This is a genomic window from Kribbella alba (genome assembly GCF_039529635.1).
Classification (GTDB): Bacteria; Actinomycetota; Actinomycetes; order Propionibacteriales; family Kribbellaceae; genus Kribbella; species Kribbella alba.
Window position 1 is genome coordinate 423,754 of sequence record NZ_BAAANE010000003.1, and the last position, 26,529, is coordinate 450,282.

Sequence of the window (26,529 nt, forward strand, 5' to 3'; positions counted from 1 at the left end):
GACGTGCGCTTTCATCATGACCGGGTTCCTGAGCAGGACCTCACCTTCAGCGACGTGTTCCTGGTGCCCAACCGTTCAGCGGTCGCGTCGCGCCTGGATGTCGACCTGTCGACCGGTGACGGCACTGGTGCCTCCATCCCGATCGTCGCGGCGAACATGACCGCGGTGTCCGGGAGACGGATGGCCGAGACGATCGCTCGGTGCGGTGGGCTGGCGGTGATCCCGCAGGACATTCCGGTCGAGGTGGTGGCCGAGGTGGTCTCCTGGATCAAGGATCGGCACACGATCTACGACACGCCGCTCACCATGACCCCGAGCAGCACGGTCGGCGAGGCGTTGAACCTCTTGCCGAAGCGCGGCCACGGCGCCGTGATCGTCGTCGACGGGGGTCGTGCGGTCGGGGTGGTCACCGATGCCGACTGCGAGGGAGTCGACCGCTACACCCAGCTCGAAGGGATCATGTCCCGCGAGCTGCTGACCTTGCCGGCCGGGATCGCGGCCGAGGAGGCATTCGACCAGCTGCACGACGGCCGCCACCGGTTGGCGCCCGTCGTCGACGGCGACGGCCGCATCGTCGGGATCCTCACGCGGCAGCGCGCACTCCGCGCAACGCTCTATGAACCCGCTGTCGATGCCCACGGGAAGCTCCGGGTCGCGGCGGCCATCGGTATCAACGGCGACGCCGAGCAGAAGGCGAAGGCCCTGCTGGACGCCGGCATCGACGTACTGGTCATCGATACCGCGCACGGTCACCAGGAGCGGATGCTCGAAGTACTGCGTGTCGTCCGCGGCCTCTCGCCCCACGTGCCGGTGGTCGCCGGCAACGTCGTCACCGCCGAAGGGGTCACCGATCTGATCGAGGCCGGCGCGGACATCGTGAAGGTCGGTGTCGGGCCGGGCGCGATGTGCACGACCCGGATGCAGACCGCTGTCGGACGGCCGCAGTTCTCCGCCGTCCTCGAATGCGCCACCAGGGCACGCGAACTCGGCAAGCACGTCTGGGCTGACGGCGGCGTCCGGCACCCCCGCGACGTGGCGCTCGCACTGGCCGCGGGAGCGTCCAGCGTGATGATCGGCTCATGGTTCGCGGGCACCTATGAGTCACCGGGCGACCCGCATCGCGACAGCAACGGCCGCACCTACAAGGAGAGCTTCGGTATGGCGTCGGCGCGGGCGGTGGCACTCCGTACTGCGGACGACACCCCGTTCCAGCGTGCTCGGAAGGGATTCTTCGGCGAGGGGATCTCGACTGCCCGGATGTACCTGGACCCCGAACGGCCGAGCGTCGAGGACGTGCTCGACTCCATCGTGTCCGGCATCCGCAGCTCCTGCACGTACGTCGGTGCCACCAACCTCGCGGAGTTCCACGACCGAGCCGTGGTCGGCATCCAGACCGCCGCCGGCTACACCGAAGGGCAACCGGTCGACACCAGCTGGTGACGCCGGCCTCGTTCGCGGTGCGCCGGTCGGCCTGGTGCCGGATCTGGCCGCGCCGGCCAGAACCTCACTCTCGCGGGTGTAACAGTCGCGGAGCGTAGCGCGGAAGAATACCTGGCCGAGCGCCTGCATTAATCTCGCTGTAACGCTTTTTCCCCGGCTCCGATACACAGGTGAGCAGTTGCGCTGTTCTGCGCGCTGCCACTGGGGCTGGGGGGCCTTCGGATGAATAACGCGAAATTCACTGCTGCCTGTCTCTTTGTAGGCGAGCTCGAAATCCTGAGCTCATTGTGACGGGCCGACTACGCGCACGGAACAGTTTCCTCGCAATCACGTTGGTTGTTGTCATTGCTGTAGTCATCTCACTACTCAACGCAGCTACAGCCAGCTCGGCTCAGACCGCTGGTTCGGCGCAGACCGCCAGTTCGCCTGTCGCGCCGGCGCCCGCGGTGACCCAGAAAGGCGTCACCTGCAACACGGTGCCTGCTGCGGAACTCAACAACTGCATCAGTCTGATGCTGTCGGACCCTAACGGTGCGTACTCGCCTGATCACGTTTACACCAACGCCGAGAAGCAACCGGTTTATGCACCGCGGCAACTCGCTGCGGCCGCTGCTCCCGTGAATCCCGGGTCCTGGTCGGTCGTCGCCACCTGCACGGTCAACAACTACAACGTGAACGCGATCCATGCCAGCGTGACGAAGTCCGGCAAAGTGCTGATGACGGCTGGATCCGGCTATAGCAGGGCTAATTTCGCTCAGAAGGTCTTCAAGACGTGGCTGTGGGATCCCAAGTCACCCCCCGGGTCGTGTCCCCGGGAGATCCCGATGCCGGCTGACGTCGACCTGTTCTGTTCCGGTCACACGCACCTGCCCGATGGTCGGGTGCTGTTCTTCGGCGGCACCGCCCACTACGGGGACGGCAGCCTGGGCTACACCGGCATTCGCGAATCCTTCGCGTTCGACGACGCCACTGAGACGTACACGCCGTTAGGCCTGATGAACGTCGCACGCTGGTATCCGAACGGTCCGGTCAACGCTGTCGGCAATCCCATCATCGTGGGCGGCTTCGATGCTGCGGGCAAGTTGACCACCACCAACGAGAGCTTCAACCCGGCCACGGGGCAGTTCACGAAGCTCCCCGGCACCCGGCTTTTCCCCCTGTACGCCGGCATGGTGTTGAGGAAGAACGGCACCCTCTGCTACTCCGGCGCCAACATGGGCGGACGCGCAGGTACTTCACCGGGATGCTGGAACTGGACGAACAACGCCTGGTATCCGATCCCCGGCCTGCTCTACCCGGACTGCCGGGACCAGGCCAACACGTTGCTGCTCTACCCCGCGCAGGCCCAGAAGTTCATGGTGATCGGCGGTGGATGCGGAACCGGTACCACCGGAACCACGGCGACCGTCGACCTGAACGCGGCGTCGCACAAGTTCACCACGGGACCGTACGTGGGATTCGCGGCGATGCACAGTTGCGCGACGATCCTGCCTGACAAGTCCGCCTTCGTTGCCGGCGGCGCGGATCACAACAAGAACCCGCGCCTCCAGGCGGCTGTCCTGCAGGCCGGTGGAACGGCCTGGCAGCAGGTGGCCAGTCCGACGGTGCCCCGCATGTACCACAGTTCATGCCTGCTGCTGCCTGATGGATCTGTCGTCACCCTGGGCACGACTGCCGGCGAACAAATCGTCGAGAACAGGTTCGAGGTCTACAAGCCCTGGTATATGCAGCCCGGGTCACCAGACCGCCCGGCGATCACAAGTGTCGCGACAACGATGAAGCTCGGTGGCACTTACCCGGTGGCCTACAGCGGCCCGGCTTCGGTGGCCGGCGCTGGGTTGACCCGGCTCGGGTCCGTGACCCACTCGTCTGATCCGAACCAGCGCTCGGTCGACGTGCCGGTGACGACTGTCAGCATCAGCCCGCCGAAGAGTGTCAACATCAAGATCGAAGCCGACCGAGGGATTCTCCCGCCCGGGTTCTACATGTTGACCCTCCGGGACTGGCGCAACATCCCGTCGCAGGCGCAGATTGTGCGCATAGTCGAGAACACCGCCGCCGTCGCCGGCGCCGGATCAACGTCAGCCGCTGCACCAGCTGCAGGCGCACCGGCCGCCGGCCCAGTGCCGACAGCCGGACCTCAGCCGCCGGGCGGAGTCTCGTCGGCCGCCGCGGACTGCTGCTGCTGCGGAAGCGGTTGTTGCTAGCTGCACGTCGCGGCGGTCACCAGGACGGTGTGTGCGCGGATCCGATAGTTGCCCTCAGCATCGATAGTCGGCTGCACGAACTCCCGTACTGCGGACTGCTCCGCGGGCGTGAGGGGTTCGAGGGTCAGGGTGGCGAGGTAGTCGAGGATCGGCTCGACCGCCGGGACCTCGAGGTCGGACGGATACCGCTCGACGGTGACGTCGTCGAAGAAGCGGCTGAACATCTCGGCCGCGTTCTCCGCGACCAGTTCGTTGACCACCAGACCGCGGAGCAGCTCGGGCCGACCGACCGCGGGCCCGATCGCGCGGAGCTCCTCGAGGTGGTCGCGCCCGTTCAGCGCGGCGGCCAGCCGCCCACCGGACCGGAGTACGCGGGAGAACTCACGCAACGCGACTGTCGGGTCGTCGAGGTGGTAGAGCATGTGGTTCGCGATCAGGCTGTCGAAACTGGCGTCGCCGAAGGGCAGTTCCGTCGCGTCACACTGCCGCACTCGCGCGCCCGGAACCGACCGCAACTGCTCACACATCGCCGCCGAGAAGTCCGTCAAGGTCAACCGCAACCCGCGCGGGTCGACCTCACTCCACAACTTCCCGGTCCCGGCGCCAACCTCGAGCACCTCACCGTCCAACGGCAGCCGGTCGGCCAACCACGCGAACCAGCCCTGCGGATTGTTGCTGAACCCATGCAACGCGATCCGTCCCGTGAGGTTCCCGGTAGTCCCGCCGTACTGCGAAACAGCATGCACCGAAGGCTTCATCCAGAGATCGTAATCACGGCCCTCTGAAGTCGACCAATGGACGCAGTCCCGTACCGGCCGAAGCGGAACCTCACGGTGATCACCCTCGACGACCCGGCGATCCTGTCCGGCCACGGGGACTCAGACGTTGTCGAGGCCCTCCGGCGGCACCGCGGCAGGCTGGGGGGCGCCGAGTCGTGGATCGGTGTCGTGCGCGGAGCCGGAGTTGTCCGGCAGGAACGATGGCTTACAGCTGGGCGATGTCGATGAGCACCTTGCCGGTGATGCCTGATTCGACGGCTTGGTGGGCCTCGGCGGTCTGGTCGAGGGTGAAGTGGTGCAGGGGTAGGCCTGCGTCCTCGCCCACAGGCAGGGCGCCGGCTGCGATCGCGGCGTTGATGTCTTCCGCGGCCGCGGTGAGGAGCTCCCACCCGACGGTGTAGAGCAGGACGAACTGATACCGGGTGTTCAGCCCCATGTTCCGGCGGACATCGACGGTGAAGGGCTTGTCACCGTTGTTGGCGTAGATCGAGATGGTGCCGCGCGGCCGCAGTACTTCGAGATCCAGCTCGGCGTTGGCGCCGATCGCCACCTCGACCACGACATCGACCCCGTCAGATGCGAAACCGCGGATCTGCGCGGCCGCATCCGCGTCCTGGTAGTTCACGACGTGATGTGCGCCGGCAGCGGTCGGATAGGCGGCCTTCGCGGGACTGCTGACGGTCGCAATGACCGTGGCTCCGGCCCAGCGCGCCAGCTGGATCGCCGCGTGGCCTACGGCGCCGGCCCCGCCGGCGACGAGAATGACCTTCCCCTCCAGCGCCCCGGGGGCAAGGCGTGCGGGGCCGCCCTCAGCGACAGTGAGAGCCCGGTGCGCGGTGATCGCGGGAACGCCCACGCTCGCCCCGAGCGCGAAGTCGGCGTTGTCCGGCAACGGAAAGACCCGATTGGCGGGAACGACCGTGTACTCCTGGGCGGTCCCGCCGGCGGGCCGTTCGTGGGCGGCCAGCGTCACCCAGACCCGGTCCCCGACCGCGATGCCGTCGACGTCGGGACCGACGGCGTCGACGACTCCGGCGCCGTCCTGGTTGGGCACGGACTCGACCGGCTCTCCGCCGCCGTAGGCGCCGCTGCGGGCCTTCCAGTCCGTCGGGTTGACGCCCGACACCGCTACCCGAATCCGCACCTCGCTGCTGCCAGGCTCGGGGACCTCGCGGTCTGCCAGGCGAAGGACGGACTCGGCGGGCCCGTGCTGGTCATGGACGATTGCCTTCATCAGGACTCCCAGGAAGTTCGGTCGCGTATTCCGGCTATAGCTGGCGCCGCACCGCCCATATTCCTGGAAGCCCAGCTTGACCTGTGAACCGGCCCCGGCGACCAGCTCCGGGTCCGCCGGACCGGATCCTCGGGTTCGGTCAGTCGGTGCGGCTCTCGAGGCCCCAGTCGATCAGAGGTTGGAGGACGGTCATGAGGTCCTGGCCGCGGTCGGTGAGGCCGTAGAGGATCTGGACCGGGGTGCTCGGCACGACTGTGCGGACGACGATGCCCTCGGCCTCGAGTTCCTTGAGGCGCTGGGACAGGAGGCGGTCCGAGAGGCCGTCGACCAAGGCGAGGATCTCGCCGAAGCGGCTGGCGCCGAACGACAGCGCGAGGACGATCGCGCCGCTCCAGCGCCGGCCGACGAGCTCCATCGTTTCCTGGAAACTCCGGCAGGCCTCCTCGTTGTGGATCGACGGGAGCGGACGGCGGGTGGTGGCACTCATACTTACGAATAGTAAGTAGCTAATATCGTGTTTGCAAGGGCAGTCCACCCCTGCCCACCATGGATGAGTGGACTACGGACATTCCCCCAGCTTCGGCATCAACATCGATCCTGACGCCCAGGATTTCGCCTCGTCGCTCGCATTGGCCCAGCAGGCCGATCGCAGTGGGCTCGACTACTTCGGCGTGCAGGATCACCCCTACCAGCCCGGCTACCTCGACGTCTGGACGATGCTCACGTATCTCCTGGCCAAGACCGACCGGATCTCGGGCGTCCCCGACGTCATCGACCTCCAGCTCCGCCCGCCGACCCTGGTCGCCAAGGCGGCCGCCTCGCTCGCGGCGATGGCCGGCGGCCGGGTTCAGCTCGGCGTCGGCGGTGGCGCCAGCGCTCAAGAGGTCGCCGCGATGGGCGGCGTACCTCGCAGCGGATCCGACATGGTCGCCTTCACGGACGAGGCGATCCAGGTCATCCGGCGCGCGCTACGTGGGGGAGCGGTCCAGCTGGACACTGTCCATCACCAAATCGCCGGCTACCAGGCCGGTCCGGTGCCGGCCGAGCCGATCGAGGTCTGGGTCGGCAGCATGGGCCCGAAAATGCTCGCCGTCACCGGCCGGTCGAGCGACGGCTGGGTCTGCCCGCTCAACCTCTACGTACCTCCTGGCGAAGTCGCCGGACGACAGGCCCTGATCGACGAAGCCGCCCGTACTGCGGGACGCGACCCGCGGGAGATCCGCCGGATCTACAACGTTCTCGGCGCGATCGGCGATCACCGAGGTGGTCGCGGCCTGATCGGCTCCGCCCAGACCTGGATCGATTCCTTGACTGAGTGGACCGTGGAGCTCGGCTTCGACACCTTCATCTTCTGGCCCACCACCGATCCTGCCGGACAGCTGGAGATCTTCGCGAACGAGGTCATGCCCGCCGTCCGCGCGAACGTCGACGAGGCCCGGAATGCCTGACCTGCCAGAGCTCCCCGAGGTGTTGAGCGATCGCGCCGTCGGGCCGGGCGACCGGCGCTACCCGCGGCTGCGCTCGACGTACACGAAGGTTCATTCGCCGGAGCTGATCCTGATGCCGCGGACGGCTTCGGAAGTCGCGGCCGCGGTGGTGTTCGCCGGAGCGAGTGAGATGCCGCTGTCGGTGCGAAGTGGTGGACATGGTCTGTCCGGCCGGTCGTCGAACGACGGCGGCATCGTCATCGACCTGTCCGAGCTGGACCAGATCGAGGTGATCGACCGCGACGCACGGATCGTCCGGATCGGTCCGGGAGCGCGCTGGGCGACAGTGGCCGATGCGCTCGCGCCGTACGGATGGGCGATCAGCTCGGGTGACCACGGCAACGTCGGGGTCGGTGGGCTCGCGACCGCGGGCGGGATCGGGTGGTTCGCCAGGTCCTACGGGCTGACCATCGACCACATTCGCGCCGTCGACGTCGTACTGGCTGACGGCCGGCAAGTTCGTGCGGACGCTGACAACGAGCCGGACCTGTTCTGGGCGATGCGGGGCGCGGGTGACAGCGTCGGGATCGCCGTCGCCTTCGAGATCGAAGCGGTGCCCCTCCCGGACGTCGGGGTCGCCCAGCTTCTGCTCGAGGCGGATCGCAACGGCGACACGTTGCGTCGGTGGTCGGAGCACCTCGCGGACGCACCGCTCGAACTCACGACGAACGGCATCATGTTCTCGCGGGGTGGTTCATTCCTGCTCCAGCTGACGGCAGTAGTTGCTGACGGCAACCTCAAGCTCGCGAAGCCGCTCGGCAAACTGGGGCTGCGGCTGGTCGACCAGCACGCGCAACTGGCGCCATACTCGGCACTGGTCCCGACCGGGCATCTGCATCCGAACATGGGCCAGCAGCGGTCCATCTCGACGAGCGGCCTGCTGCCGACCCTCACCCGCGGGAGTGCCCGTGCGCTGATGGATGTGTCAGCTCATCCCACCGGCCCGCTGTTGCAACTCCGATCAGTAGGTGGCGCGATCAACGCGGTCGATCGCGAGGCGACCGCGTACCCGCACCGGCATCAGCAGGTGCTCGCGATCCTCAGCGAGTTCCCGCCGTCTGGCGGGGCCGAACTCGACGCAGCCTGGCGCGCCGTCGTCCCGTATGTCGACGGCGCCTACCGCAACTTCGAGAGCCGCCCGACCGAGAGGACGTTCCGCCAGGCCTTTCCTGGAGTCGCCGGCGACCGGGTGTCGAAGTTGCGCGACCACTTCGACCCCGCCGGAGTACTCCGGCGACAAACCTGAACTGCTTGAATCACAGTCGCGGGTCGCGATCGCGGCGTTCCTCGACAACCGTGTGGGACGTGCGCGTGCGCTGGCCGTTGATGATCACGGCAAGGATCAGGCCCAGGGCGCCCGCACCCATCAAGATGTAGCCGACCATGGTCAGGTCCACGCCGCTGATGCGGTCGGTCACGGCAAAGGCCAGGACACCGCCGACCGCGATCAGGAAGATTCCCGCACCGATACCCATCGAACTCCTCCTCAGTTGGGTCACAGCCGGAGTCACGGCCGCAGTCACAGTCGGTCGCCCCAGCGGACCTCCGGTGCCCGGCCGCTACCCCGGGCAAACGCGAGGGGTGGCCTTGGAGTCTGTATGCGGTATACGATGCTGCGCAGGACGGGTCGGCCTGTGACCTGGTGCACGGCGATCGGTGCCGGTTCCGGGTAGGGTAGGCCCGTTTGTGGAGGGGAGTATTCCTTCGCGGCAGCGTCGTCATCACGGAAGACCGGTCCTGACGGGCCGCTCGACCCGGTGCTGTCGGTCCGAGAACCTGTCGGGCGGAAGAGACCTCCGGACCCGCCCATGCCGCTCGTCCGGAGGTACCTCAATGGTCTCTGTCATGTCCCCGTCCGTGTGGATCATCACGATCGTCGGACTGCTCGCGATCGTCGCCTTCGATCTGATCGTGATCGCCCGCCGCAAGCACACCGTGACGATCAAGGACGCGACCCGCTGGGTGCTGTTCTACATCGGCCTGGCGGGCCTGTTCGCGGTCGGCCTGTTCCTCTTCAGCCCGGGTGCGTCCGGCGGCGAGTTCGTGGCCGGCTACATCACGGAGTACAGCCTCAGCGTCGACAATCTCTTCGTCTTCGTCATCATCATGGCCAGGTTCGCGGTGCCGTCGCTGGCGCAGGACAAGGTGCTCTACATCGGCATCGTGGTCTCGATGCTGCTCCGCGCGGTCTTCATCCTGGCCGGCGCAGCGGCGATCGCGGCGGCGAGCTGGGTGTTCTACATCTTCGGCGCGTTCCTGGTCTACACCGCGGTCCGGCTGGCACTCGAGGGCGAGAACGACGAGGACGACTTCCAGGAGAACGCCGTCATCCGTGGGATGCGCCGGATCCTCCCGCTGCAGCACGACTACGACGGCGCGAAGCTGGTCACCAGGGTCGACGGGCGCCGGATGCTCACCCCGCTGGTGATCGTGATCGCCGCGATCGGGATGGCGAACGTGATCTTCGCGCTCGACTCGATCCCGGCCATCTTCGGGCTCACCCAGGACGCCTACATCGTGCTGACCGCCAACGCCTTCGCCCTGATGGGTCTGCGCCAGCTGTACTTCCTGATCGGCGGTCTGCTGGAGCGGGTCATCTACTTGAACGTCGGCCTGTCGGTGATCCTGGCGTTCATCGGCATCAAGCTGATCATCGAGGCACTGCACGGCTCGCACATCGACGACATCGGCGCGATCCACCTGCCGCACATCGGCATCGCCACCTCACTCGGCTTCATCGCCGGCACCCTGCTCGTGACGACGGTCGCAAGCCTGATCAAGTCCGGCTACGACCGCCGCCGCGTCGAGGTCGAGGTCGAGGCCGACTAGACCGTTTCCACCGGTACTACGGTCCGGGCTGGCCTGAGCCGCAGATAGAGCAGCGGGATCGGGGTCAGGATCAGCCCGGACACGACCAGCGCAGTACGAAGCGAGGTGCGTCCGGCCAGGGCGCCGAGTGGTGGTCCGCCGACGACCTGGCCGATGGCGTTCGACTGGGCCACCATCGAGATCACCGTGGCCCGGGAGCGGGACTCGACATTGCGGTTCAGCCAGGCCGATTCGACCGGGTAGGCGATCGTCCCCGCCACCTGGTTGAGCCACATCGCGGCCAGCGCGAGCCAGAGGTGACCGGCCAGCGCGAAGCCGACGATACCGGCCACCTGGAGTGCGCCGAAGAGCGCGAGCAGGCCTTTCGGGTGCAGGGCGTTGACCCGTTCGGGCGACACCTTGTTGACCACCAGGGAGGCGCCCAGCGACAGGAAGGTGCCGGCCAGCGCGAGCACTGTGAACCAAACCGCCGGGTCGGAGGTCCCGAACAACTCCGGGAAGCTGAAGTCGGTGAGGATCTTCACCGACCAGAGCCGGTCAAACGCCTCGCTGGACAGCCCGGAGATCAAGCTCATGAGCACCAGCGTCCGCACCACCGGGCGCTGTCGCGCAACCGCCAGACCGTGCTTGAACGTATCGACCATCTGCCGGAAGTTCTCCCGCTCGGCTTTCGGGGTGGGGTGGAAGTTCTCCTCCCGCATGAAGACCAGTAGTGCGAGCGCGAGCAGGACCATCCCGGCACCGGACAGCGTCATCGGCAGCGGCAGGCTCACCAGGCCGAGTGTGCCTGCGGTGACAGTGCCGACGATCGTGCAGCTCAGGTTGAGCTGCTGCTCGCGCACGAAGACCCGCGAGACCTGGTCCTCGCCGATCTCGTCGGTGATCCAGGCCTGGTCGGCTCCCGAGGTGAAGGTGTAGCCGATACCCCACAGCACCTGGGCGGCGAGCACGGCCAGGAATGTCGGCACCAAGCCCTGCAGCAGGAATCCCGCACCGATCAGGCCGAACCCGATGATGATGGACAGCCTGCGGCTGTAGAGATCGGCCACGATGCCGGTCGGCACCTCGAACAGGAAGCAGGCGACCTCCAGGGTGGTCCCGACCAGGACCATCTGCAGCGGGCTCAGGCCCACTTCCTTGACGTAGTAGACCATGCTGAGCGTGAAGGTCAGCGCGGAGAGAAAGGCCCACGCGCCGTTGAACGCGTAGTACGTTCGGGCCGGATCAGCGGCCCGGTAGGCAGGCAAAGACATCGTCGATCGCTCCTGAAAGCATCGCGTGTGCGGGCATGACGAAGCGCGACCGTTCCTCGGCGACGGTCAAGCGCTCGGACGTGACGCACGACGGCACATCTCAGGAAGGCATCAGGGCCTGCCAGGTGAAGGCGGTGGTGCGCTTTCAGGAACTACGTTGCATTTTCGCAGGATAGAGGACTCTGGCCCGTGCTGCCTGTGGGTTTCCGGCGACCGGCTGGAGCACCTCTTTTGTTCGCTCTGGTGGTTTTGACTACGGGGCGTAAGTTGTCGATTGCGCACCGGAATCGCTGGGCGAATATGAGCCCGCGCGACTGGCATCTCACCCACGATGACGGGGAAATCGTGCGGCGCCAGGTTCAGCGCCACGAACGGTACTGACTACACGTGGGTGTACAAGGCGCCGAATACCTGCGAGGTTCACACCCAGGCCATGCGGGCGGCAACACCGGGGACATCATCGGTCTGAACCGGTGCTGATCTGAGGATCAGTAGCTCTGGGTAACTGAAGATCGGGGTGTGGAGTGGGGTCACAGGGCCTCATTCCGCAGCCCTTGCCATTACTGTCGTCAGTTCAGCACAAACCATGCGAGACCTGTTGAGCGCCACGTCCCTCGTGGAAGCCGATGGATCCGCGGTTGTAGGTGGCTCAACTGGTACTCAGCGAGCCGACCGGCGTCAAGTAGTCCGCTGACCGCGGCAGCAGCGAAAAGCGGGGCCGGCTTCTCGGTTTGAGGGGCTACGCGCGGGTACTATCGAGATAGCCCGGCCCGGCCGTTCCCCCGTGATGGTCGGGTCGGGTCTTTCCTTTCTTCGGCGATCGCCGGCTAGCTGGTCCTAGGGGCTGTCAGAACGCTTTGCGATAGCGCGGCTGCCGCATGAAGATCCGGTAGCCGCGCTTCTCATGCAGCGCGACGGGTCAAGTTGTCTTGAACCGTCCACAACTTCGCGGTCCGTACGCCGCGATCCCGCAGGCTCCGGTGATTCGCCAGCAACAGCGCGGAGGCAAGACCACGGGCCAGTGGGTAGTTCCACTGGCCCGTGCTCGGTCAGCTCCATCGCCATCTGCACCCTGGTAAAGGCCACTTTGTAGCCAGCGGCAACCAGTAGATCCCGGACCTCATGCTGCGACTCCTGCACGTACGCGCCGAACATCGCAGTACCGGCTGGCGGGTTGCTCGCGACGTGCTCGCCGGCCTGCTGTTCTTGCCACGCAAGGATTGCGCGACCGTATCCACGTGCGCGGACCGATGGGTCGCCGTGGTGGGTCCGGACACCACCTCGGGTCCTCGGACAAGAAATACCCTGACCAAAGGTCCCCGGTAGGTGTCCGAGCTCCCTAGATCTGGCCGACCGGTCCGCGAACCGGCCCTCGGCCTGCAGATCTGGCCCACAAGTCCCGCCGGCGGGTCTGGCCCCAAGTCCCGCCGGCGGGTCCTGGTCCGGGCGAGGAAACCGTCTGAGCGACCCAGCTGCTCGCTGCCCTCGTACGCCGTACCGCCGGCTCGCGCGGTTCCTCACCCGGGCGTCGGCTCCGCCGACACAGCGCGATCCCGGCCATCGGTAACGGCATCTTCGACCGGTAGCGCCCTATTTGCCGCCAGCGTCCGAACAACCCGGCAGCCGACCCCACCGGGCACCCTCCCGGGCACCCCCACCGGGCACCCCCACCGGGCACCCCACCGGGCACCCCACCGGGCACCCCACCGGGCACCCCGCCGGGGCACCCTTCCGGGCTGAGGATCGAGCGGTTTCGATCTGCTGATGATCGAACGCGAGTTGCGACTGACCGGGACGCCCAACCGTAGGATCGCGGCGTGCCCCTACTTGTCGAACCGGCCTTGCCCAGCGGAACTCTGCGTGGGCTCCAGCAGCCCCGCCTGCAGGTCGATGCGGAGTTGGTACTGCGGCCCTGGCGTTCCGGGGATGCGGGGGCGGTGAAGGTGGCGTTCGACTGTGCGGAGATCCAGCGGTGGCACGTGCGGCGCATTGACGACGAGGACGAGGCTCGCGAGTGGACGGCTCAGTGGGTTGAGCGCTGGAACGCCGAGAACGCGGCCAGTTGGGCAGTGGTCGACGGTGCGGACGAGGTCTTGGGGCAGGTCGGGCTGCGCAACATCTCACTGGCAGAGGGATCGGCCGGGCTGTCCTACTGGGTGACGCCGGCAGCCCGTGGCGAGGGCGTCGCCGCGAGGGCCGTGCAGGCGTTGACGGGCTGGGCCTTCTGCACCATCGGGTTCAACAGGCTCGGCATCCAGCACTCGACCGCGAACGTGGCGTCGTGCAGGGTCGCCGCCAGAACCGGGTTCTTGCTCGAAGGAACGCTGCGCCAGGCGATCAAACACGCGGACGGCTGGCACGACTGGCACGTCCACGGCCGCCTCCGCGGCGACACCTAGAGCGGGTGGCCGGATCGACGTCGCGATTCCCCACAGAATGGGCCGTCGAGTGTGATGCGTCTGCGGGCGAGTGTGCGCACCACGCTGCCGGTAAGCGTTTGCCGACAACCGGGTCCGCACACTCGCTCCGCAGGCCGGGTGGACGGCGCGGAGGGCAGCGGAGGCTGCACGGCAACGTACACAGCGTCGCGATGATCGACGCGGCGGTCCGCTCCGCAGCCGAACGGCGTCGGTTGTTCTGGCCGATATCCTCGGATTCACGTCTTGACATACGTGGCGCAGGGCAGTTGACTGCATATAGTTCACAAAGGAAAGAAATCCGGTTCGGTCCGGAAGTCGGCCGCTCAGAACGACTTTCGCCCCCAGACCTTCCCGGACGCTGACGGCCGCCCAGATCCCGTGGTGATCCACGGGATCTTTCGGCGGTGCGGTCCAGCTTCGTTGCCCTAGGCAACTTCGTAATGTCCTTCTGGGTAACGGACTCTGTGGGTTCGGTCAAGGTCAGGTATCGACCGGCGGCGCGCCCCTTCCACTCTCCGGCGTTCTGTGTCATTCTCCCGGAATGGAAGCCGAAATCCTATCGGATATCGGTTTGGGTCCAGGTAGTGACGGCCCGTCACAGCTCGTGCGGGATCACGAAGGGAAGCGGTGTGAGCGGAACGATCGAGGTGAAACCGGCGCCGCCGGCACCAGTGGTCAAACAGGCGGCGCAGGCCGCCAGGATCAAGCGGACCGGACGCTGGACCGAGGCCAGGCGCAGCTTCCGGCGGCACTGGCAGCTCTACCTGCTGATCCTCGTCCCACTCGCGTACTTCGTGATCTTCAAGTACATCCCGATCTCCAACGCGGTGATCGCGTTCAAGAACTACAGCCCGATCAAGGGGCCGTGGGGCAGCGAATGGATCGGCTTCAAGAACTTCGAGCTGTTCTTCCAGAACCCGGTGTTCTGGACGCTGGTGAAGAACACCTTCATCCTCGCCGCCTACACGGTGCTGGCCAGCTTCCCGATCCCGATCATCCTGGCGATCGCGCTGAACGAGATCCGGCAGGGTTTCTTCAAGAAGACCGTCCAGCTGGTCACCTACGCGCCGTACTTCATCTCCACGGTCGTGGTCGTCTCGATGACGATTCTGGTGCTGTCGCCGCGGATCGGCTTCGTGAACGACGCGATCGGCCTGTTCGGCATCCCACAGATCGACTTCCTGGGCGATCCGAACTACTTCCGCCATATCTATGTCTGGTCCGACGTCTGGCAGACCACCGGCTACTCGGCCGTCATCTACCTGGCCGCGCTGTCCGGTATCGACCCGGCACTGCACGAGTCGGCCAAGATCGACGGCGCCAGCCGGCTGCAGCGGATCCGCAACGTGGACCTGCCCGGCATCATGCCGACCGCGGTGATCATCCTCGTGCTGGGCGTCGGCAACATCATGTCCATCGGGTTCGAGAAGGTCTTCCTGTTCCAGAACCCGCTGAACCTGGCGCAGTCGGAGATCATCGCCACCTACGTCTACAAGACCGGCCTGCTGAACGCGGACTTCAGCATGGCCACCGCGGTCGGTCTGTTCAACTCCGTGGTCAACCTGGTCCTGCTGGTCGTGGTCAACTTCGTCGCCAAGCGGATCACCGGGAACGGACTGTGGTCATGATCGCGAGCCATCTGTCGGAGGAGAACCGATGAGCGTCACGCTGCAGCCGTTCCGGTCGCGGTTGAACAAGGCCGGCGGCCAGGTGGAGAAGTCCACCATCGCCGAGACCCGGGGAGACCGGATCTTCCTGTTCGGCGTCAAGACGATGCTGTGGATCGCCCTGATCCTGGTGCTGATCCCGCTGATCTACGTGGTCGCCAACTCGTTCAGCAGCGCGAGCGCGGTGAGCGCGGGCCGGGTATTCCTCTGGCCGGTCGAGCCCAGCCTGCGCGCGTACCAGCAGGCCCTCAGCGATCCGCAGATCTTGCAGGGTTACTACAACTCGCTGATCTACGCCATCGGCGGCACCTTCATCAGCGTCACCCTGACCATCGCGATCGCCTATCCGTTGTCGCGCAGGACGTTCTTCGGCCGCAACGTGATCATGAGCCTGCTGCTGTTCACCATGCTGTTCTCCGGCGGCCTGATCCCGACGTACCTGGTGGTCCAGGACATGGGCCTGCTGAACACCCGCTGGGCGATGGTGATCCCGAGTGCGATCGGTGTCTGGCAGGTGATCATCGCGCGGACCTTCTTCCGCAGCACCATTCCGGACGAGCTGTACGAGGCGGCAGTGCTCGACGGCGCCAGCGACCTGCGCTTCCTGTGGTCGGTCGTGCTGCCGCTGTCCAAGCCGGTGATCGCGGTGATCGCACTGATGTACGCGATCTTCCAGTGGAACACCTACTTCGACGCGCTGATCTACCTGAAGGACCCCGGTCTCTACCCGTTGCAGATCGTGCTGCGGAACGTGCTCATCCTGAACTCTGCCACCGGCTCCTCCAACGACCTGGCCCAGCAGCTCGAACAGCAACAGCTGGCCAACGTCTTGAAGTACGCGCTCATCGTCATCTCGAGTCTGCCCGTACTGCTCATTTACCCGTTCATCGCCCGCCACTTCACCAAGGGCGTGATGGTCGGCGCCGTCAAGGGCTAGCAGTAAATCCAGAAAGGAAACATCGCAATGCGCTCAACTACGAGCAAGGTGGCCGCGCTGGCGGTCGCCATCGTGCTCGCAGCAGTCGGCTGCAGCTCGAACAACTCCACAGACGGCGTGAAGGCCGAGACGTCGGCCGACGGCAAGGTGATCATCGACACCTTCACCCCGGCCGACCCGAACACCAACATGGACACCAACGCGGTGACCAAGATCATGAGCGACAAGTTCAAGATCCAGTTCCGCTGGCAGACCACGACGTTCGACTCCGGGCCGGCCAAGGAGAAGCGCCAGATCTCTTTGGCCAGCGGCGACTACCCTGACCTGTTCTTCCTGATCCCGTGGATCGACGCCTTCACGCAGGCCGAGGTGCTCAAGCTCGGCCAGCAGGGGGTGGCGGTGCCGCTGGAGCAGCTGATCAAGGACAACGCGCCGAACATCCAGAAGGCGCTGGACTCCAACAAGACCTACAAGGAGATGTCGACCGCACCGGACGGCCACATCTACGCACTGCCGCAGTGGGCTGACTGCTACCACTGCACCTACCCGGACAAGCTCTGGATCAACAGCACGTGGCTGAAGAAGCTCGGCCTGCAGGTGCCGAAGACCACCGAGGACCTGCGCAACGTGCTGCGGGCCTTCAAGACCAAGGACCCGAACGGCAACGGCAAGGCCGACGAGATCCCGATGACCACCGACCCGCAGGACAGCAGCCTGATCGCGTACCTGATGAACGCGTTCGCCTATGACCCGGTCGGCGCCAACAACGGTGTCCGCTCGCTGATCACGCTGAACGGCGACAAGGTCGTCACGCCGGTCAACAGCCCGCAGTGGAAGGAAGGCCTGAAGTACATCAACTCGTTGTACAAGGAAGGCCTGATCGACCAGGCAGCCTTCACCCAGAATGCCGCCGCACTGCAAGCCCAGGGCAACAACCCGAAGGCCATCACGCTCGGCTCGGTGCCGGTGCTGTGGCCGGGCATCTTCGTGCAGCTCGGTTCGAAGGACGGCCGCGACAAGCAGTACGACTCCGTCCCGCCGCTGACCGGTCCGGAGGGCAAGAGCTACACCGGTTACAACAACCCGACCTCCACCGGCTACACCTTCATGCTGACCAACAAGTCCAGCAAGGAGGCGCAGGTCGCCGCGATCAAGATGCTCGACTACATCTACACCGACGAGGGTCAGCGGATCGGCAACATGGGTCCGGAGGGTGTCGGCTGGACCAAGCCGGGCCCCACTGACGTCGCCCTCGACCAGAGCGTGAAGCCGCAGTACAAGCCGAAGCCGAGCGCCACGACGCCGAAGAACCTCTCCTGGGGCGCGCTCGCGCAGTACAACAACACGCTGGCGTTCCGCAACGCTCAGGCCGTGCCGACCGACATCTACTCCGAGGCAGGCCTCGAGCGACGGTTGTTCGACGCAACCAAGCAGTACGACGGGCACGCGGACAAGGCGCAGGTGTTCCCGGCGACCTCCGTTTGGCCGGACCCGAGCCTGAGCTCCGAACTGGCCACGCTGCAGACGAACCTGAACAGCTACGTCACGCAGAACCAGCTCGCCTTCATCACGGGATCGAAGAACATCGACACCGGTTGGGACGCCTATGTGAAGGGTCTCGACAGCACCGGCATGACCCGCTACCTGCAGATCCAGCAGCAGGCGTACGACAAGTACAAGTCCGGTAGCAAGTAAACGCGAGTAAGCCCCACCACGGCCGTCCCCTCCGGCTGTGACACCCCGGCCGCGCCGGGAGCCACCGTCCTGGCTCTCGGCGCGGCCGCTCCCACGGAAAGCTCACCATGTCGCACGAACTGTGGTTCCGTACCCCTGCCCCCGACTGGTTCGAGGCGCTCCCGGTCGGCAACGGCCATCTCGGCGCGAAGGTCTTCGGCCGGGTCGGGAATGAGCGGGTCGCCCTCAATCTCGACGACGTGTGGTCGGGCGACGGTCCCCGCAAACTGGAGGTCGAGGATGGCCCGCGGGTGCTGGCCGACGTCCGCCGATTGCTGCTGGACGAAGGCGATCAGCTCGCCGCCACTGAGCGGACCCGCGCGTTGCAGGGCCCGCTGGTGGAGTCATACCAGCCGCTCGGCGACCTGCTGATCACCGAAGCCGAGGGCGTGGAGGACTACCGGCGCTCGCTGGACCTCCGGACCGGCATCGTCGCCGTCGACTACACCCGTGAGGGCGTGCGCTACCACCGGGAGACCTACGTCTCGACACCGGATCAGGTCATGGTTTGGTCGATCACGGCCGACTCGCCGGGCGCAGTCACCCTCGACATCAGCCTGTCCAGCGAGCATCCCGTGCAGGCGTCAATTCTCGACGGTACGACGGTCGCTGTCGCCGGCCACGCGCCTTCAGAGCTGACCATCGAGTACCGGACGAGCCCCGACCCCATCCAGTACCGCGAGGGCCACGGCGTCGGCTTCGGCGTCGTACTGCGCTCCTTCAACTCGGGTGGGTCGGTCGGAGTCACCGAGTCCGGCATCAGCGTGGAAGGCGCGGACAGCGCCACGCTGGTGTTGTCGGCGGCAAGCACCTTCTCCGGCTGGAACGTCAAGCCTGGATCGGATCCGGCCGAAGCGTTGCGGGAGGCGACGGCCTTGGTGGATGCGGTCGACCTGAGCAAGGTGCGCCGGCGCCACCTGGACGATCACGTCGCGCTCTACGATCGCGCCGAGCTCAGCCTCGGCGTACCGGTCGAGCTGCCCACGGACGAGCGGGTGAAGGCGGTCGCTGCCGGAGGCAACGATCCTGATCTGGCCGCGCTGGCCTTCGCGTTCGGCAGGTACCTGCTGATGGCATCGTCTCGCCCGGGCACTCAGGCGGCCAACCTGCAGGGCATCTGGAACGAGGACCGCCGTCCGATGTGGGCGAGCGACTGGACCAACAACATCAACACCCAGATGAACTACTGGCCGGCCGACGTCACCGGGCTGGGGGAGTGCTTCGAGCCACTCGTCGGCCTGCTGGAAGGCTTGGCCGAGTCCGGCCGGGAAACCGCCCGGATCCTGTACGACGCCCCGGGGTGGGTGTCACACCACAACGCCGACCTCTGGTGTGTGACCTGGCCCGTCGGCGAGGGTGGAGACGACCCGGTCTGGTCGATGGCGGCCACCTGCGGGATCTGGTTGTCGGCGCATCTGATGGAGCACTACCGCTTCGGCTTGGACCTGGATTACCTGCGGGACAAGGCCTATCCGTTGCTGGCCGGCGCGGCAGAGTTCGCGTTGTCCATGCTGGTGGAGGATCGCGAGGGGCGACTGCAGTTCATCCCGTCGACGGCTCCGGAGCATCATTTCGTGCTTCCGTCCGGCGAGAAGGCGTCGGTCGACCTGACCACGACGTACGACCTCTGGGTGCTGCGCGAGCTCTTCGCCAACGTCCTGGAGGCAGAGGAAGCGCTCGGGCTGGACACCGACCTTGCCGCGCGCGCGAAGGCCGCCGTCGTCCGGCTGCCGGAGATCCCGATCGCTACTGACGGCCGGCTGATGGAGTGGCCGACCGACTGGCAGCCCTCCGAGCCGGACCACCGCCACCAGTCCCACCTGTACGGCCTCTACCCGGGCGCGGAGATCGACCCGGCCCGTACACCGGAGTGGGCTGCCGCGGCGCGCGCGTCGCTCGGCGTACGCACCTCTGGGAGTGCTCCCGGGGGCTGGACCAGCGCTTGGCTGGTCGCCTTGTGGGCAAGGCTTGGCGAATCCGAGAAGGCCGCGGGGGTGATCCGGCACTACCTGAGCACGCTGGTGGCGGGCAACCTCATCAACTGCGGCTCCGGCATCTTCCAGATCGACGCGAACTTCGGCATGACCGGTGCCATCGCGGAACTCCTGATCCAGAGCCACACGGATGTGATCCGTGTGCTGCCGGCAGTCCCGGCGGAATGGCCCGACGGATCGTTCCGCGGACTGCGGGCGCGTGGTGGCCTCTCCTTCGACGTGGACTGGTCCGGCGGCGAGCTGACCAGTGCGACGGTGACCTCCGACCATGGCGGCACCTTCGCCGTCAGCCTGGCCGGCGGCGAGCAGTTCCCGGTCACCCTGGATGCGGGCGAGACGCTCGAACTGACGGCTTAGAAGGTCCGACAACCCGGGTCAGGTCTTTCTAACCCGGGTTCTTGTAGTCTCAATCATCGACTTCGTTCGGAGAAGGGGACTTCCTCACATCGGTCGAAGCGTCGTCCCAACGGATGAGCACACGCCGGACTGAGGGATGAAATCCGCCAGCCGGCACGCCTATGGGTGTCCGCTGGCCGCGTCCAGACTTTGGTACGGACCCGGAGTCGTGAACAATCGGGGCATGTCCGACCGCCAGACAGCTGTTGCGAGCCTGAAGCCGAAGCCGCGTGCCGCCTCCCGGCGCCGGAGCCGCGCCGGCAAATGGCGTCGTGGCTGGGTGATCGCGGCGCTCGCCGTGCTGTCCGCGTTCCCGCTGCTGTTCCACCGTTACGTGCCGAACTCGATCGGCAATCTCGGCAGTCTGCTCGAGACTTTCCTGCCCTGGGTGGGCGTCGCCATCCCCATCCTCGGGGGCGCAGCACTGGTACGACGGTCCGCGACGGCCGGGGTGGCTCTGCTGATACCGGCGCTGGTCTGGGGCCTTATGTTCGGGCACCTGCTGATCCCGAACAGAGGCGGCGGGGGGCCTTCAGACCTGCGGGTGTTGTCGCACAACGTCGACGCGGCGAACCCCGATCCGGTCAAGACCGCGCAGGAACTCCTCGCCGCGGATGCGGACGTGGTCGCGCTGGAAGAGATCACCACAGCTGATCTGAAGATCTACAAGGCTCAGTTCGCCAAGGCATACCCTCATGTCGTCTCGCGCGGCACGGTGGCTCTTTGGTCGAAGTACCCGGTGGAGGAGAGCAAGTCCGTCGATGTCGGGTTCTCGTGGACCCGGGCGTTGCGGGCCGAGGTGAGTACGCCGCAAGGCAAGGTCGCGTTCTACGTCGCGCACTTGGCGTCGGTGCGGATCGGCACGAGTGGCTTCACCTCGAACCAGCGCAACGACACGATCAAGCAGCTCGGCGAGCAGATCGCGGCGGAGAAGCTGGCGGGCGTCGTGGTGATGGGTGACTTCAACGGCACCGCGAACGACCGCAGCCTGGCGCCGATCACGTCGGGCCTACGGTCGGCCCAGGGAGCCGCCGGGACCGGCTTCGGGTTCACCTGGCCGGCGAAGTTCCCGATGGCACGGATCGACCACATCCTGGTGCGCGGCGTCGTGCCGACCAAGGCGTGGGTGATGAGTCCGACCGGCAGTGACCACCGTCCGGTGGTTGCGGAGCTCCGGATCTAGCCTGCCGGTTCGACGGGCGGGACCTCGGGTTTCCTCATAACGCCGAAGTTAGGTCCGGCGGAGGTCGCGCGGGAGCCAACCGTAGGTGGGGACAAGGGCGGAGAAACCGTCGGCGCGGCTCGACACGATTGTGCGGGTCGTCAGGAGTAACGTTCCTGACCGGTAACACCACCTTGCGTCTTACGACGATGCGGAGGGCCGATGCTCGCACAAGATTCGATCCTGCGGCTTGATGCCAAGGCAATCGACTACATCATCATCGCTTTGTATTTCACGTTCGTGCTCGGGATCGGCTATCTCGCCAAACGCGCGGTCTCGAACAGCCTCGACTTCTTCCTGTCCGGCCGATCGCTCCCGGCCTGGGTGACGGGCCTGGCCTTCATCTCGGCGAACCTGGGTGCGATCGAGATCATGGGCATGTCGGCCAACGGCGCGCAGTACGGCATGCCGACGGTGCACTACTTCTGGATCGGCGCGATCCCAGCGATGCTGTTCCTCGGCGTCGTGATGATGCCGTTCTACTACGGCTCCAAGGTGCGTAGCGTGCCGGAGTTCATGCTGCGCCGGTTCGGCAAGCCCGCGCACCTGGTGAACGCGATCAGCTTCGCGGTCGCCCAGGTGCTGATCGCGGGCGTCAACCTGTTCCTGCTCGCGACCATCGTGAACGTGCTGCTCGGCTGGCCGATCTGGGTGTCGGTGATCGTCGCCGCGGCCATCGTGCTCAGCTACATCACGCTGGGCGGGTTGTCGGCCGCGATCTACAACGAGGTGCTGCAGTTCTTCGTGATCGTCGCGGCTTTGTTGCCGCTGACAATCGTCGGCCTGCACAAGGTCGGCGGCTGGCAGGGCCTGGTCGACAAGGTGACCGCCTCGCCGGGCGGCAGCGAGCAGATCCATGCCTGGCCCGGCAACAACCTGAGCGGCTTCAGCTCGGACTTCCTGTCCGTGATCGGGCTGGTGTTCGGCCTCGGCTTCGTGCTCTCCTTCGGCTACTGGACCACCAACTTCGTCGAGGTCCAGCGCGCGATGGCGAGCAAGAACATGTCCGCCGCCCGCCGGACCCCGATCATCGGGTCGTTCCCGAAGATGTTCGTGCCCTTCATCGTGATCATCCCCGGCATGATCGCCGCGGTCGCGGTGCCGGAGATCCAGCAGTTCAAGGCGACCGGGAGCGGACCGGTGGACTACAACGACGCCTTGCTGGCGCTGATGCGCGACCTGCTGCCCAACGGCATGCTCGGTCTGGCGATCACCGGTCTGCTCGCCTCCTTCATGGCCGGTATGGCGGCCAACCTGAGCTCGTTCAACACCGTCATGACCTATGACCTGATCGAGCGGTACATCCTCAAGGACCGCGACGACGCGTTCTACCTGCGGACCGGCCGCTGGCTGACCGTCGCCGGCACGATCATCGCGATCGGCACCGCGGCGATCGCGTCCGGTTACGCCAACCTGATGGACTACCTCCAGCAGTTGTTCTCCTTCTTCAACGCGCCGCTGTTCGCGACCTTCATCCTCGGCATGTTCTGGAAGCGGATGACCGCCACGGCCGGCTGGGTCGGCCTGGTCAGCGGTACGGCGACCGCGGTCGTGGTCTTCGTGCTCTCCGAGAACGGCGTGATCAACCTGCCCGGTCAGGGCGCGAGCTTCGTCGGCGCGGGTGCGGCCTTCGTCGTCGATGTCCTGCTCAGCGTGATCATCAGCCTCGTCACGACGCCGAAACGCGACGAGGAGCTGAAGGGGCTGGTGTACTCACTGACCCCGAAGTCGGCCCGGACCGAGGCTACGCAGGAAGGCGACCACGGCTGGTACCGCAAGCCCACCTTGCTGGCCGGAATCTCGCTCGCGATGGTCATCGTCCTCAACATCGTCTTCGGCTGACCCACCCGGAAAGGAGCAACTCGAGATGGCAGAGCAACAGCAGAAGAAGAAGGCCGGCGCGTTCGACATCCGGGTGGTGATCGCGCTGCTGATCGCGATCTACGGCCTGGTGCTGACGATCCTCGGCATCATCGCGAACCCGGCGGAGGTGGACAAGGCGGACGGGATCAACATCAACCTCTGGGGCGGCATCGCGATGCTCGTCTTCGCCGCCCTGTTCGTCCTCTGGGCCCGCCTCCGCCCGATCGTCGTACCCGTCCAGGAGCAGTGACCAAAGGCACCACTGGTCGTTGTAAGACCAGTGGTGCCGGTGGTTCCTCGTGGTGGGACGCCGGCCCGGCCCCCGTTCCACTGCGAAGGACATCGCATGCCTGCTGCAGTTCCCTTGGCCCGCCGGGCGTTCCTCGCCCGGATCGGCGTCCTCGGTGCGGCGCTCGGAGGAGGCGGGCTGCTGGCCCGCAGCCTGCTCGCGCCGGCCGACGCCGCCACCAACCCCCTCCTCCCGTCGGCCGTCGACCTGATCCGGCCGGTGCTGGCCGAACTGGCCAGAGACACCCTGAACGGCCTGACAGCCTTCGCCCTGCCGGGACCCGATGCCTACTCCCGCACCCAAGGCACCTCCAGTCGTACTCCGGGGGCGCTCGACGCGGGCGCCACCGACTTCATGATCAACGCGCTGGACAACTTCGTTCCCTTCCCCGACGCGCTCGCCCAGCCGATCGGGGCCGCCCTGGTGACCGGCCTCGCCGACTCGGGCTTCGCGCTGCCCGGCCTCGAAGTACTGCCGGTCCAGCTTCGGAGCGTGGACCAGGCGCTGGCCGCCTACCTGCAAAGTGACGAGGCGTTGCCGCTGTCGTTCCCGATCGCGGGGCTGCTCAACCTGATGGCGACGCAGGTGAACCCGCTCGCCGTGAACGGGCCGCATCTGTCGCCGTTCGCCCGGTTGACCTACGCCGAGAAGGCCAGGGCGTTCGAGTTGATCGAGAAGACCGATTCCGACCTGGTCGCTCTCCTGGATGTGCACTTCCCCGAGCCGCTCAAGGGCTCAGTGTCCGGCCTGCTCGAGTTCGTCGGGGGTGCCTTGATCGAGTTCGCCACCTTCGGTGCGTACGGCGAGTTCGACGTCTTGGACCCGGCCACCCGACAACTGCGCAAACGCCCGGTCGGCTGGGAACTCAGCGGCTACCAGCCGGACGGTCCGGTCGAGGGCTGGGACGACTTCATCGGCTACTACCAGGGGCGTACGGAGGTGCACGACTGATGCGCGACGTGATCGTGATCGGGGCCGGCGGTGGCGGCCCGGTGGTCGCCAAGGAGCTCGCCGCGAAGGGCCTCGACGTACTGCTGCTCGAGGCGGGACCGCGGCACGCGAAACCGCGGGACGAGTGGTCCACCTTCGAGAACGACGCGAACAACCCGCTGACCGGATACTTCCGGCTCGGCCCGACGGACCGGTCCAAGCCCGCCTGGTACCGGGAGTGGCCGCAGAACTCGTTCGTGTGGCAGCTCTCCGGGGTCGGCGGAACCACGCAGCACTTCTACGGCAACTATCCGCGGGCGTATCCGGGCGTCTTCAAGGGGTACGACGGCGCCGACCGGAGCCAGTACGACGTGCACCACCGGTTCCCGTTGACGTACAGCGAGCTGGTGCCGTACTTCGAATGGGTCGAGGCGATCATGCCGGTCCAGACCGCGGCGATGGGCCACAAGGAGCAGACCTTCTTCAAGGGGGCGGAAACCCTCGGCCTGCCGGTGCAGACCACCAAGACCACGCGCGGACCGTCGTACCGGCCGCAGGAGAACGCGATCCTGCAGCCGGGCGGGACGGCGGGAAAGACGTCGGACCGGAACCTGCTGAACTACCCGCAGGCGACGGGCTGCACCTTCTGCGGGTATTGCTTCCAGGGGTGTATGCGACCGAACGGTGCCCCGCGCAACCAGTTCGCCAAACGGTCGACGGACAACAGCTACGTGCCGATGGCGTTGACGGCCGACGTGTGGACCAAGGGTGGGCGGCCGGTCGAGCTGATCGCCGACGCGTATGTGACCCGGGTGCACACGGAGTCGCGGCACGGAGTACTGACTGCTTCTGGCGTGACGTGGCGGGACAACGTGTCGGGGGAGGAACACCGCGAGGATGCTCGGGTGGTGGTGATGTCCGGAGGCTGTACGGAGAACCCGCGGCTGTGGTTCAACAGTGGGCTGCCGAACCCGAACGGCTGGGTCGGACGTGGCTACACCGACCACTTCTTCGACTGGATGATCGGGTCCTTCGACGACTACACCGGCAACCCGAAGGGCGTCGGATCCAGCGCGCGGCTGGACTACCCGCCATACGGAGGGCTCGAGAACGTCGGCCTGCCGCCGGCGTTGAGCGCGTTCGCGGGGACCTTGTCGGACAGCGGGATCCGCGGGCAGTACAAGAACGGCCGCGGCAGGACCGGGCCCTGGGACGGGCCGGCCGGGCGGGTGATGGGACCGGAGCTGAAGGAGCTGATGGCCGGTGGCATCGACAAGCTGCTGACCGTACTGGTGATCACCGACGACGACGTCGAGGCGCAGAACCGGGTGACGCTGTCGGCGCTTCCGGCCGACGAGAACGGGCCGATTCCCAAGGTCACCTTCAAGCAGCGCAAGCGGACAGCCCGGACGTTGAAGAACCGGGAGTTCATGGCCCGCAAGGCGGCCGAACTGCTGCGGGGTGCCGGCGCGAAGAAGGTGTACCGGGTCGACTGGGCGCCACTCATCCTGCACGTCCAGTCGTCGATGCGGATGGGGGAGTCGGAGCAGAATTCGGTGCTCGACGCCCGCGGCGAGACCCGCGCGGTGAAGCGGTTGTTCATCGCCGACAACTCCGCGCTGTCGAACGGCCTCGGCGGCCCGAACCCGACCCTGACCAGCCAGGCGCTCGCGACCCGGACCGCCGAGAAGATCTTCCAGACGTACTTCGGCGGCGACCCGTGGGTGCACTCGGAGTCGCCGGTCGTCTCCACGGATCCCCGGATCAGCGTGCGACTGGGGCAGTTGGGGCTGTAGCTCCAGCTCATGTCCGTTTCACGAACATCGGCGTCCGGTGCGGTCCTGCCGC

The 26,529-nt window shown here is 66.4% G+C and carries 20 protein-coding genes; 15 read left to right on the forward strand and 5 right to left on the reverse strand.

What is annotated here, in order from left to right:
- Positions 1–3: 3 nt before the first annotated feature.
- Positions 4–1,440 carry a GuaB1 family IMP dehydrogenase-related protein gene (locus ABD210_RS06335; RefSeq protein WP_344109815.1) on the forward strand — a complete coding sequence of 479 codons (1,437 nt, stop codon included), beginning with the start codon at positions 4–6 and terminating at the stop codon, positions 1,438–1,440.
- Between the two features lie 512 nt (positions 1,441–1,952).
- Positions 1,953–3,647, forward strand: a complete 1,695-nt coding sequence (locus ABD210_RS06340; protein ID WP_344109817.1) for a galactose oxidase early set domain-containing protein — start codon at positions 1,953–1,955, stop codon at positions 3,645–3,647.
- On the opposite strand, the gene ABD210_RS06345 is transcribed toward ABD210_RS06340, so the two are convergent.
- The 3 genes from ABD210_RS06345 to ABD210_RS06355 all read right to left on the reverse strand — a co-directional run bounded on the left by ABD210_RS06345 (position 3,644) and on the right by ABD210_RS06355 (position 6,147).
- A complete protein-coding gene (locus tag ABD210_RS06345; RefSeq protein WP_344109818.1) occupies positions 3,644–4,405 on the reverse strand; it encodes a class I SAM-dependent methyltransferase in 762 nt (253 codons plus the stop codon). The two genes, ABD210_RS06340 and ABD210_RS06345, sit on opposite strands and share 4 nt — an antisense overlap.
- Positions 4,406–4,631: 226 nt before the next feature.
- Entirely contained in the window at positions 4,632–5,660 is a 1,029-nt protein-coding gene (locus ABD210_RS06350; protein WP_344109819.1) for an NADPH:quinone reductase, read from the reverse strand.
- Between the two features lie 139 nt (positions 5,661–5,799).
- Entirely contained in the window at positions 5,800–6,147 is a 348-nt protein-coding gene (locus tag ABD210_RS06355; protein WP_344109821.1) for a winged helix-turn-helix transcriptional regulator, read from the reverse strand.
- Between the two features lie 67 nt (positions 6,148–6,214).
- Between ABD210_RS06355 and ABD210_RS06360 the strand changes: the two genes are divergently transcribed.
- Together ABD210_RS06360 and ABD210_RS06365 are read left to right on the forward strand one after the other, a co-directional pair.
- Positions 6,215–7,108: an LLM class flavin-dependent oxidoreductase gene (locus ABD210_RS06360; RefSeq protein ID WP_344109822.1), complete on the forward strand. Its 894-nt coding sequence runs from the start codon at positions 6,215–6,217 to the stop codon at positions 7,106–7,108.
- Entirely contained in the window at positions 7,101–8,393 is a 1,293-nt protein-coding gene (locus ABD210_RS06365; protein ID WP_344109824.1) for an FAD-binding oxidoreductase, read from the forward strand. Before ABD210_RS06360 ends, ABD210_RS06365 begins: the two co-directional genes overlap by 8 nt.
- 10 nt (positions 8,394–8,403) lie before the next feature.
- Here the strand turns inward: ABD210_RS06365 and ABD210_RS06370 are convergent, their stop codons facing one another.
- Positions 8,404–8,622 (reverse strand): DUF6458 family protein, encoded by a 219-nt coding sequence (locus ABD210_RS06370; RefSeq protein ID WP_344109825.1) that lies wholly within the window; start codon positions 8,620–8,622, stop codon positions 8,404–8,406.
- A gap of 370 nt (positions 8,623–8,992) precedes the next feature.
- Between ABD210_RS06370 and ABD210_RS06375 the strand changes: the two genes are divergently transcribed.
- Entirely contained in the window at positions 8,993–9,976 is a 984-nt protein-coding gene (locus ABD210_RS06375) for a TerC/Alx family metal homeostasis membrane protein (protein WP_344109827.1), read from the forward strand.
- Here ABD210_RS06375 and ABD210_RS06380 read toward each other — a convergent pair.
- Positions 9,973–11,229, reverse strand: a complete 1,257-nt coding sequence (locus ABD210_RS06380; RefSeq protein WP_344109828.1) for an MFS transporter — start codon at positions 11,227–11,229, stop codon at positions 9,973–9,975. The genes ABD210_RS06375 and ABD210_RS06380 overlap by 4 nt on opposite strands.
- A gap of 1,817 nt (positions 11,230–13,046) precedes the next feature.
- Here ABD210_RS06380 and ABD210_RS06385 point away from each other — a divergent pair.
- From ABD210_RS06385 to ABD210_RS06430, 10 genes are all read left to right on the forward strand, one after another.
- Entirely contained in the window at positions 13,047–13,628 is a 582-nt protein-coding gene (locus ABD210_RS06385) for a GNAT family N-acetyltransferase (protein WP_344109829.1), read from the forward strand.
- Positions 13,629–14,278: 650 nt separating this feature from the next.
- Positions 14,279–15,277: an ABC transporter permease gene (locus tag ABD210_RS06390; protein ID WP_344109830.1), complete on the forward strand. Its 999-nt coding sequence runs from the start codon at positions 14,279–14,281 to the stop codon at positions 15,275–15,277.
- Between the two features lie 28 nt (positions 15,278–15,305).
- Entirely contained in the window at positions 15,306–16,253 is a 948-nt protein-coding gene (locus ABD210_RS06395; RefSeq protein ID WP_344109831.1) for a carbohydrate ABC transporter permease, read from the forward strand.
- A gap of 27 nt (positions 16,254–16,280) precedes the next feature.
- Positions 16,281–17,948: a type 2 periplasmic-binding domain-containing protein gene (locus ABD210_RS06400; protein ID WP_344109832.1), complete on the forward strand. Its 1,668-nt coding sequence runs from the start codon at positions 16,281–16,283 to the stop codon at positions 17,946–17,948.
- A 107-nt stretch (positions 17,949–18,055) separates the two neighbouring features.
- Positions 18,056–20,338 carry a glycoside hydrolase family 95 protein gene (locus ABD210_RS06405; RefSeq protein ID WP_344109833.1) on the forward strand — a complete coding sequence of 761 codons (2,283 nt, stop codon included), beginning with the start codon at positions 18,056–18,058 and terminating at the stop codon, positions 20,336–20,338.
- Positions 20,339–20,561: 223 nt separating this feature from the next.
- Positions 20,562–21,560, forward strand: a complete 999-nt coding sequence (locus tag ABD210_RS06410) for an endonuclease/exonuclease/phosphatase family protein (protein WP_344109834.1) — start codon at positions 20,562–20,564, stop codon at positions 21,558–21,560.
- A gap of 201 nt (positions 21,561–21,761) precedes the next feature.
- Positions 21,762–23,441 (forward strand): sodium:solute symporter family protein, encoded by a 1,680-nt coding sequence (locus ABD210_RS06415; protein ID WP_344109835.1) that lies wholly within the window; start codon positions 21,762–21,764, stop codon positions 23,439–23,441.
- Positions 23,442–23,466: 25 nt separating this feature from the next.
- Positions 23,467–23,712 carry a hypothetical protein gene (locus ABD210_RS06420; RefSeq protein ID WP_344109836.1) on the forward strand — a complete coding sequence of 82 codons (246 nt, stop codon included), beginning with the start codon at positions 23,467–23,469 and terminating at the stop codon, positions 23,710–23,712.
- A 96-nt stretch (positions 23,713–23,808) separates the two neighbouring features.
- Positions 23,809–24,702, forward strand: a complete 894-nt coding sequence (locus tag ABD210_RS06425) for a hypothetical protein (protein ID WP_344109837.1) — start codon at positions 23,809–23,811, stop codon at positions 24,700–24,702.
- Entirely contained in the window at positions 24,702–26,477 is a 1,776-nt protein-coding gene (locus tag ABD210_RS06430) for a GMC family oxidoreductase N-terminal domain-containing protein (RefSeq protein WP_344109839.1), read from the forward strand. The genes ABD210_RS06425 and ABD210_RS06430 overlap by 1 nt, the downstream gene beginning before the upstream one ends.
- Positions 26,478–26,529: the final 52 nt, after the last annotated feature.

Bases quoted from the DNA above. Each gene is read 5' to 3' on its own strand.
- ABD210_RS06340 (WP_344109817.1), top strand. From the start codon at position 1,953: ATGCTGTCGGACCCTAACGGTGCGTACTCGCCTGATCACGTTTACACC.
- ABD210_RS06345 (WP_344109818.1), bottom strand. From the start codon at position 4,405: ATGAAGCCTTCGGTGCATGCTGTTTCGCAGTACGGCGGGACTACCGGG.
- ABD210_RS06380 (WP_344109828.1), bottom strand. From the start codon at position 11,229: ATGTCTTTGCCTGCCTACCGGGCCGCTGATCCGGCCCGAACGTACTAC.
- ABD210_RS06430 (WP_344109839.1), top strand. From the start codon at position 24,702: ATGCGCGACGTGATCGTGATCGGGGCCGGCGGTGGCGGCCCGGTGGTC.
- ABD210_RS06400 (WP_344109832.1), top strand. From the start codon at position 16,281: ATGCGCTCAACTACGAGCAAGGTGGCCGCGCTGGCGGTCGCCATCGTG.
- ABD210_RS06395 (WP_344109831.1), top strand. From the start codon at position 15,306: ATGAGCGTCACGCTGCAGCCGTTCCGGTCGCGGTTGAACAAGGCCGGC.
- ABD210_RS06365 (WP_344109824.1), top strand. From the start codon at position 7,101: ATGCCTGACCTGCCAGAGCTCCCCGAGGTGTTGAGCGATCGCGCCGTC.
- ABD210_RS06355 (WP_344109821.1), bottom strand. From the start codon at position 6,147: ATGAGTGCCACCACCCGCCGTCCGCTCCCGTCGATCCACAACGAGGAG.
- ABD210_RS06410 (WP_344109834.1), top strand. From the start codon at position 20,562: ATGTCCGACCGCCAGACAGCTGTTGCGAGCCTGAAGCCGAAGCCGCGT.
- ABD210_RS06420 (WP_344109836.1), top strand. From the start codon at position 23,467: ATGGCAGAGCAACAGCAGAAGAAGAAGGCCGGCGCGTTCGACATCCGG.
- ABD210_RS06425 (WP_344109837.1), top strand. From the start codon at position 23,809: ATGCCTGCTGCAGTTCCCTTGGCCCGCCGGGCGTTCCTCGCCCGGATC.
- ABD210_RS06375 (WP_344109827.1), top strand. From the start codon at position 8,993: ATGTCCCCGTCCGTGTGGATCATCACGATCGTCGGACTGCTCGCGATC.
- ABD210_RS06350 (WP_344109819.1), bottom strand. From the start codon at position 5,660: ATGAAGGCAATCGTCCATGACCAGCACGGGCCCGCCGAGTCCGTCCTT.
- ABD210_RS06405 (WP_344109833.1), top strand. From the start codon at position 18,056: ATGTCGCACGAACTGTGGTTCCGTACCCCTGCCCCCGACTGGTTCGAG.
- ABD210_RS06415 (WP_344109835.1), top strand. From the start codon at position 21,762: ATGCTCGCACAAGATTCGATCCTGCGGCTTGATGCCAAGGCAATCGAC.
- ABD210_RS06370 (WP_344109825.1), bottom strand. From the start codon at position 8,622: ATGGGTATCGGTGCGGGAATCTTCCTGATCGCGGTCGGCGGTGTCCTG.